10 protein-coding genes and 1 pseudogene are annotated in these 7,712 nt (G+C 66.1%); 7 read left to right on the top strand and 4 right to left on the bottom strand.

Annotation, left to right across the window (positions count from 1 at the left end):
• A pseudogene (locus CVM52_RS27095) lies at nucleotides 1–214 on the top strand (hypothetical protein); the annotation flags it as partial.
• Nucleotides 215–395: 181 nt separating this feature from the next.
• Here the strand turns inward: CVM52_RS27095 and CVM52_RS21800 are convergent.
• Both CVM52_RS21800 and CVM52_RS21795 read right to left on the bottom strand, forming a co-directional pair.
• Entirely contained in the window at nucleotides 396–845 is a 450-nt protein-coding gene (locus CVM52_RS21800) for an REP-associated tyrosine transposase (protein ID WP_100164492.1), read from the bottom strand.
• A 59-nt stretch (nucleotides 846–904) separates the two neighbouring features.
• Nucleotides 905–1,879, bottom strand: coding sequence for a response regulator (locus tag CVM52_RS21795; protein ID WP_100164491.1), 975 nt, complete (start codon nucleotides 1,877–1,879; stop codon nucleotides 905–907).
• 259 nt (nucleotides 1,880–2,138) lie between these two features.
• On the opposite strand from CVM52_RS21795, the gene CVM52_RS21790 reads away from it, so the two are divergent.
• The 4 genes from CVM52_RS21790 to CVM52_RS21775 all read left to right on the top strand — a co-directional run bounded on the left by CVM52_RS21790 (nucleotide 2,139) and on the right by CVM52_RS21775 (nucleotide 4,283).
• The gene (locus CVM52_RS21790; RefSeq protein ID WP_100164490.1) at nucleotides 2,139–2,507 is read left to right on the top strand and encodes an eCIS core domain-containing protein; all 369 of its coding nucleotides are present in this window, start codon (nucleotides 2,139–2,141) and stop codon (nucleotides 2,505–2,507) included.
• Between the two features lie 160 nt (nucleotides 2,508–2,667).
• Nucleotides 2,668–3,225 carry a L,D-transpeptidase gene (locus tag CVM52_RS21785; protein ID WP_100164489.1) on the top strand — a complete coding sequence of 186 codons (558 nt, stop codon included), beginning with the start codon at nucleotides 2,668–2,670 and terminating at the stop codon, nucleotides 3,223–3,225.
• Between the two features lie 21 nt (nucleotides 3,226–3,246).
• Nucleotides 3,247–3,768 (top strand): DUF4329 domain-containing protein, encoded by a 522-nt coding sequence (locus tag CVM52_RS21780; RefSeq protein WP_100164488.1) that lies wholly within the window; start codon nucleotides 3,247–3,249, stop codon nucleotides 3,766–3,768.
• 305 nt (nucleotides 3,769–4,073) lie between these two features.
• Complete coding sequence (locus CVM52_RS21775; protein ID WP_100164487.1) at nucleotides 4,074–4,283, top strand: cold-shock protein; 210 nt, start codon at nucleotides 4,074–4,076, stop codon at nucleotides 4,281–4,283.
• Between the two features lie 91 nt (nucleotides 4,284–4,374).
• Here CVM52_RS21775 and CVM52_RS21770 read toward each other — a convergent pair whose 3' ends face one another.
• Together CVM52_RS21770 and CVM52_RS21765 are read right to left on the bottom strand one after the other, a co-directional pair.
• Entirely contained in the window at nucleotides 4,375–4,992 is a 618-nt protein-coding gene (locus tag CVM52_RS21770) for an SOS response-associated peptidase (RefSeq protein WP_100164486.1), read from the bottom strand.
• A gap of 3 nt (nucleotides 4,993–4,995) precedes the next feature.
• On the bottom strand, nucleotides 4,996–5,637 hold the full coding sequence (locus CVM52_RS21765) for an arylesterase (RefSeq protein ID WP_100164485.1): 642 nt from the start codon (nucleotides 5,635–5,637) through the stop codon (nucleotides 4,996–4,998).
• A gap of 49 nt (nucleotides 5,638–5,686) precedes the next feature.
• Here CVM52_RS21765 and CVM52_RS21760 point away from each other — a divergent pair, with 49 nt between their 5' ends.
• Both CVM52_RS21760 and CVM52_RS21755 read left to right on the top strand, forming a co-directional pair.
• Entirely contained in the window at nucleotides 5,687–6,382 is a 696-nt protein-coding gene (locus CVM52_RS21760) for an ABC transporter ATP-binding protein (protein ID WP_100164484.1), read from the top strand.
• On the top strand, nucleotides 6,379–7,712 hold a 1,334-nt coding region (locus CVM52_RS21755), incomplete at its 3' end, for an ABC transporter permease (RefSeq protein WP_133119930.1). The genes CVM52_RS21760 and CVM52_RS21755, both read left to right, overlap by 4 nt.

The raw sequence follows: 7,712 nt of genomic DNA, 5'->3' as shown, positions 1-7,712 counted from the left end.
CGAGGCCTTTGTCGCGGCGCTGGAGCAGGCCGAAACCCAGCTGCTGCGGTCCCCCGATGACGGGCGCGGCCATTTCCAGCGCATCGCCGCGGCGCTTGAGACCAACAAGGTGTTGCTGCGCTCGGCGCTGCTGTTGCCACACGCCGCGCCGATCCAGTGGGCGGGCCTGCTGCCGGGGAGGCGCGCATCCGCCGGCCCCGCGCGATTGACCTGAAACCGCGGGCGTTAGCGGATGCGACTCGGCCGGAAATCTGCTATGTTGCGATCAGGAAGCCAGTCTACAGCGCCTCACCCCCAGATTAGCTTGTCGAAGTGCGCGTGAAGATGCTTCAAAAAAACCGCCACGCCCGCGCGTGGCGGTTTTGTCGTGGCCCCGCTGATCCGGCGCGCCGGGATCAGGCCGCCTGCCGCTCCAGCAGCTCGTCATCATGCAGCGAGGACAGGAACCAGTCATTCGGATCCGCCACCAGCCCATGCCGCACCGGATCGAACCAGCAGCGGCGCACGCAATCGGCATAGTCGGTCAGCCCGGAAATCACCTGGCCGCGCACGCCGCGCTGCCAGATCGGGCCGGTGGTGTTCAGGCTGTCACAGAACCGCCGCCGGATTTCGAGCCAGCGGCCGGCAAAATCATCATCCCCTGCGGGCACCGTCATCACGCAATGCAGATGATCGGGCAGCACCACCCAGGCGTCCAGCTGGAAGGGCCGCGCCGCGCGCGTGCGCTCCGCCGCCAGGCGCAGCCGCTCGACATGGTTGGTCAGCATCAAACGCCCCGGCCGCGCCAGGCCGACGGTAAAAAAGGCCGAGATGCTGTTGGCTTCGTAGGGCGAGATGTTGGACATGGGCAAACGTTCGGGTCAGATGGTTAAGTTTTATGGCTCACCTGCGGAGGCCCGCAGGTTCATTTCATACGCGGAGCACGGCGCATCGCCGCGGTGATGCGGTTTTCCTCGATGGTGTTACGCACCGGCACCCGGCTGGTCTTGTTCAGGAAGTTGTTCAGCGCGTTGCTGGCCGCCGTACCACTCCACAGCCGGTTGCCCGAGATCTCGCGCATATGCAGCTCGGGCGCGTTTGGCGCGCGCTCGGACACAGCCAGCCAGGAGGTGTTCAGACAGGATTGCATCCGCTGTTCCAGTTCGACCAGGTCGGTGCGCTTGCGCCCGTGCTTGACCAGAACGAACAGGCCGCGCCCGGCATAGGCGATCTGGGTCGAGGCCACGTCGACTGATTTGGAGATCGCCGCCGCCACCTGTTCCAGGTGCTGGCGGAATTCCGACGGCGGCACCGCATTATACAGCGCCCGCGCGCCGCAGATTTCCACCGCCATCAGGCTCAGCGCGTAACAGCCGCCGGAACTGCGCAGCAGGCTGTTTTCGACTTCCAGGAAATCGCTGACCCCGTAGACGCTGGACAGCGACACCCGTTCGTCAAAGCTGATCCGGGTCTGCCGGCTGAGTTCCCACAGGGTGTGGCGATTCATCCGCTCGCGCATGATGCTGCGGCTCAGCATCGCGGCCAAGTTCAGCCGGGTGGCCAGTTCCAGCCCGTCGAACGGCTTGGTCACGTAATCGGTGGCGCCGGCGGCAAAGGCGCGCTCCATCAGTTCGGGCTTGCGGCTGGCGGTGATCATGATGATCGGGGCCAGCTTGTATTCCGGAATCGCGCGGATCCGCTCGCACAGGCGGATACCGTCGGAATCAGGCAACTGGATGTCCAGGAGGAAGGTCTCGAACGGGCGCCCGCTGCGTTCGATGATCTCCATCGCATCCTCGGCGCTCTCGGCCGTGGTGATATCCGCAAATCCCTTCCCGGACAAACTTTGCCGCAGCAAGTCATGGATGATCGGGTCATCATCTACGGCGAGAATTTGCATCGTCTTCGGTCTCCTGGCTCTACCGCCTGCCCAGCACGCTCCGCGAGTGTTTCGCGTCGTTTAGAAAGTCTTGGCCAGCGATCCGGGCCAAAATTGGACGGGAATTAGGCGCGAACGCGATTAACTGCATTTCAAGACAATTTTTTCGCCCTATTCACACGTTTTGCGATAGTTGCCCCCGCCGGCCAGCAGGTGCAGTTTCGCCCGCGCGGGCGCGTCGAATGTGCTAAACTCCCCGCAGGACAGGGAGAGAAACCGCATGAGCAAGGACAGCGTAATCGCCAAGGCGCAGGCGTTGGAGGGCAAAAAGGCGCGGCTGAAACCCTGTGACGAGGCGCCCAGCGGCACCAAGGCAAAAAAGCTGCCCAAAGACGTGATCGACGGGCTGGAGGAGCATTTCAACGTTAAGTTGAACAAGGTCCGCGTGCATACCGGGGGCAATATCGCCGAAATCGGCCGCAAACTAAAAGCCAAGGCCTTTACCATCGACCAGAATATTTACCTGGTGAAATCCGGCGACGTGAAAAACAGCGAACTGCTGGCGCATGAATTGACCCATGTCATTCAGCAATCCGGCGGAAAACTGAAAAAGAAAACCAAGCCGGGCAAGGCGCTGATCGGGAAATAACCGGGCCTTGCCGCCAGGGTGGCGCCCCGGTTGTGGCCGGCCGGGCACCAACAGGCAGTAATCCAAGCACATTTTCGCGATAGCATTGACCTGCGGCAGAACTGGCCGCATCCTTTTGGCCACTCAGGTTGCCAGCCATCGTTAAGCAGTGAGCCGTGTCATGATTACCCGCCGCCATTTCCTTGCCGCCTCTGCCGCAGCCGCCGCGCTGCCCTCGGCGGTTCAGGCCAGCGAGGACATCGTCTTCGATCCCACGCCGCAATTCGTCAAGATCAAGAAAGATTTCCTGCCCGGTCAGCTTCTGGTGCTGCCGCGTTCCTTCTACCTGTATTACGTGACCGAACCGAAAGAGGCGATCCGCTATGGCGTCGGCGTCGGCCGCGCCGGGCTGGAATTCACCGGCCAGGCGGTGATCCAGGTGAAAAAGGAATGGCCCACATGGCGTCCCACCGATGAGATGATCGAACGCGAGCCGCACACCTACGCGAAATTCGTCGACAATGATTACGTGCAGCCCGGCGGCCCCGACAACCCGCTGGGCGCGCGGGCGCTGTACCTGTTCCAGAACGGGATCGACACTTATTTCCGCATTCACGGCACCAATCAACCGCAAACCATCGGCCATCCGGTCTCGAACGGCTGTATCCGCCTGGCCAATGAAAATGTCATCGACCTGTATGAACGCGTGCCGCTGGGCACCGTTGTGACCGTTCTCTGACCTCGGGCGGCGCCGCGGCGGATGCTGGTTTTCCTGCTGGCCCTGATCACCTTCACTTCGGCGCCCACCGGCGGGCCCGCGCCAGAAGAGCTTGCCGCCGTGCGCGCGCGGCTGGCCCAGGCGCAGATCCTCTCCTTTGCCGAGAACCGTGAATATTGCGGCTATCTGTTCCGCCATCGCGACGGCAGCCTGGGCCTGACCGACCTGGTGCGTGGCGACCGCGACGGATGCGTGCCGCTGCTGCCGCCGGTCGAGGGCGATCTGATAGCCTCGCTGCACACCCATGGCGCCTATGGCCGCGAGGTGCCGGCCGAATTTCCCACCACCCTGGATCTGGAAAGCGACCGCGACGAGGGCATCAACGGCTATGTCGCCACGCCAGGCGGTCGGCTGTGGTATATCGACGGCGCCGGGATGCGCACCTGGCAGATCTGCGGGCTGGGATGCCTGCCACAGGATCCGGCCTTCCGCGCCGGCGATGACGGGGTGATCGCCCGCAGCTACAGCCATGCCGAGCTGCAGCGGCTGGAAAATGGCCGTTGACCTCAGGCCAGCCTCTCAGCCCGGCGCCTGCGGCACGGCCGGGCAAGTGCCGCCGCCATCTCCCTGCATCTTCGAAATTTTTTCGGGCCGTGCCGGTGATTTTACCCGCTTTTCCGCCGCTGCGAAAACCGGCGCCACACCGCCGTTCACAATCAAATCTCTTGCAAAAATAGGGGTTTCGCATATGAGAGGCGCGCGACGTTACGATATCGACCCCACTGCTCCTTACACGGCTCAGTCCTCGATCTACTGACCAAGCCGGGCTGCCGCAATACCGCGGGCAGCAAGACAAAGGAGAAACGACGATGGCCAATGGCACCGTCAAATGGTTCAACACCACCAAGGGTTATGGCTTTATTGCACCCGAAGGCGGCAGCAAGGACGTGTTCGTCCATATTTCGGCGGTCGAGCGTGCCGGCCTCACCGGTCTGCGCGACAACCAGAAGGTGACCTTCGACATTCAGCCCGGCCGCGACGGCCGCGAATCCGCGATCAACATCGCACTGGCAGAATAACTTCTGCCCTCCCGGCCCTCGCGCCGGGACCGGCCAAAGCCAACGCAGTCCCGGCCCCGCGCCGGGACCTCATCGACGATTCCCCGCTGTTTCAGGCGGCGGTCCAGTCGACATCTTCCGCCTTTTCCACCCCCAGGCGGCCATCGGGCCAGGGCACCATCAGCGGTGCCGCCTCGGCCTCGCTCCCCTCCAGCCACAGCGCCACATCCGACGGGTGCAGAATCACCGCCATGCGGTGGTGAATGTCGCGCACATCGGCCGAGGGCGCGCAGGTCACCGTGGCCAGCTGTTCGACCACCTGGCCGCCGGGCGCGGTCCAGCGGTCGGTGATCGCGGCAAACCGCAGAAGGTCGCCGGATTTCGCGGTGATGCGCCAGGCGGTCTTGCGCCGTTTTTCCCCGGTCCATTCATACCAGCCATCCACCGGCAGCACCGCGCGGCCGACATCGGCAAAGGCGGTCTTGCCGAACACCGTCTCGGACCGGGCGTTGATGATGGTCTCCATCACCGGACGGCCGCGCGCATTGACGCGGCCCACCGGAATCATGCCCCAGCGCATCCGCCGCAGCCCGGTGGCGGTCAGCGCCAGCACCGCCTGCCCCGGCGCGATATTGCGGCGCGGCGGTTCCTCGGCAACCGCGTCGGCCGAAACGCCCAGCACGCGCGCCACCTGTTGCACCGGCGTGGTCAGGAACACACGCCCCGGCATCGGCTAGTCCTGCCGCGCTGACGCGATCAGCGCCTGCACCGCCGGCCCGATAGCGGCGACGATCCGCACCACCCCCTCGGCATTGGGATGGATGCCATCGCTTTGCAAAAACCGGCCCAGCGCCGCGGGATCGGCTCCCTCGCCGGCGATTCCGCCTAGGAAATCGGGCACCAGCAGCGTGCCGTATTGTTCCGCCAGCTCTGCATAATTTGCCTCGAAATCGCGCTTGTACTCGGGGCCGTAATTGCCCGGCGCCTGCATCCCGATCAGCAGCACGGGCACCTCTGCCGCCTGCGCCGCCTGCAAGATGGCCTCCAGGTTGGCGCGCGACACCGCCGGGTCGATCCCGCGCAGCAGGTCGTTGCCGCCCAGCGCCACGATCATCGCGTCCACCTCGGGCGTCAGCGTCCAGTTCACCCGCGCCGCGCCGCCGGCAGTGGTGTCACCCGACACGCCGGCATTGATCAGCACCACCTCGGCCCCTTCCGCGCGCAGCCACTCCTCCAGCTGCGGCACGAATCCCGCCTCCTGCGGCAGGCCATAGCCCTGGGTCAGGCTGTCGCCCAGCGCGGCAATCGTCACCGGCTCGGCCCGGGCGACAAATCCGGTCCAGATCAGGATAATGCCTAAGAGAACCTTGCGCATCGCAGCTGCACCTCCATATCCTTTCAAACGCGCCAAAATCAAAGAGCTCATGACCGACGCCGTCCTTTCCCTGAAACATGCCGCATTGTCGCTGGAAGGCAATGCCGGGCGGGTCGATATCCTGCGCGGCATCAGCCTGGAGGTGACGCGCGGCGAAACGCTTGGCCTGGTCGGTCCCTCCGGTTCGGGCAAATCCTCGCTGCTGATGCTGATGGGCGGGCTGGAACGCGCCACCGGCGGCAGCGTCACCGCGCTGGGCCAGGACCTGACCGCGATGGGCGAGGACGAGTTGGCACGTTTTCGCCGCGGCCATATGGGCGTGGTGTTCCAGTCCTTTCACCTGATCCCGACGATGACGGCGCTGGAAAACGTCGCCACGCCGCTGGAACTGGCCGGGATGCGCGATGCCTTCCCGCGCGCCCGCGCCGAGCTGGAGGCGGTGGGGCTGGCGGCGCGGGCCGATCACTATCCGGCACAGCTGTCGGGCGGCGAACAACAGCGGGTGGCGCTGGCCCGCGCCTCGGCGCCGCGCCCCGAGATCCTGCTGGCGGATGAACCCACCGGCAACCTCGACGAGGCCAATGGCAGCGCCATCATGGACCTGCTGTTCGGCCTGCGCGACCGGCACGGCGCGACGCTGGTGCTGGTCACCCATTCCGGCGAGCTTGCCGCCCGCTGCGACCGGGTGATCCGCCTGCGCGACGGCGAAATCGCCCCGGAACTGGCCCGGAACGCCGCGGAATGAGCAGCCGGACGGCCCTGCGACTGGCCCGGCGCGAATTGCGCGGCGGCCTCAGCGGGTTCCGCATCTTCCTCGCCTGCCTCGCCCTTGGCGTTGCCGCCATCGCCGCCGTCGGCACCGTGCGTTCCAGCATCGAGGCCGGGCTCGCCCGCGAGGGCGCGGCGCTGCTGGGCGGCGATGCCGAGATGGAATTCACCTATCGCTTTGCCTCCGAGGCCGAGCGCGCCTGGATGCAGACCCATGCCCGCGCCATCTCGGAAATTGTCGATTTCCGCTCGATGGCGGTGGTCTCGCGCGGCGACACCACCGAACGCGGGCTGACCCAGGTCAAGGCGGTCGACGAGGCCTATCCGCTGATCGGCACCGTGGTGCTGGAGCCGGATATCCCCCTGGCCCAGGCGCTGGCCGGGCAAGGGGGCCTGCCCGGCGGCGTGATGGAACGGGTGCTGGCCGACCGGCTGGGCCTGTCCCCCGGCGATCAATTCCGCCTGGGCACGCAGGATTTCGTGCTGAGCGCGCTGCTGCTGCGCGAGCCCGACAATGCCTCGGCCGGCTTCGGGCTGGGCCCGCGCACCATTGTCGCGACCGAGGCGCTGGCCAATTCCGGGCTGATCGCGCCCGGCACGCTGTTTTCCACCGATTACCGGCTCGACCTGCCGCTGGGCGCCGATCTGGCGGCGCTGGCGGCGGATGCGCGCGACCGGTTCCGCGACAGCGGACTGCGCTGGCGCGATTCGCGCAACGGCGCGCCGGGGGTACAGAATTTCGTCGAACGGCTGGGCGCCTTCCTGGTGCTGGTCGGCCTGTCGGGGCTGGCCGTCGGCGGCGTCGGGGTCTGGGCGGCGGTGCGCGCCTACCTGGCGGGCAAGACCGACGTGATCGCCACGCTCAGAACCCTGGGCGCCGACCGCGCCACCATCTTTCGCACCTATTTCATCCAGATCGGTGCGCTGTCGCTGCTGGGCATCGCCATCGGCATCGTCCTGGGCGGTGCCGTGCCGGTGCTGCTGTCGCCGCTGATCGAAGCGCAACTGCCGGTGCCGGCGGTGTTCCGCATCTATCCGCAGCCGCTGGCCGAGGCGGCGGTCTACGGCCTGCTGACCGCCTTCATCTTTACCCTCTGGCCGCTGGCCCGCACCGAAGAGGTACGCGCCGCCACGCTGTTCCGCGATGCGCTGGGCTCTGCGCGGCTGATCCCCCGGCCGCGCCATGTGGTGGCCCTGCTGGCCGGGCTGGCGGCGCTGATCGGGCTGGCCGCCTGGTTCAGCGGCACGTTGGAACTGACATTGTGGACCACCGGCGGGCTGACCGGCGCGCTGGCGCTGCTAACCGT

This window comes from Pseudooceanicola lipolyticus (assembly GCF_002786325.1).
Lineage (GTDB): Bacteria > Pseudomonadota > Alphaproteobacteria > Rhodobacterales > Rhodobacteraceae > Pseudooceanicola_C > Pseudooceanicola_C lipolyticus.
This window is presented reverse-complemented; position numbering and strand designations above follow the sequence as displayed.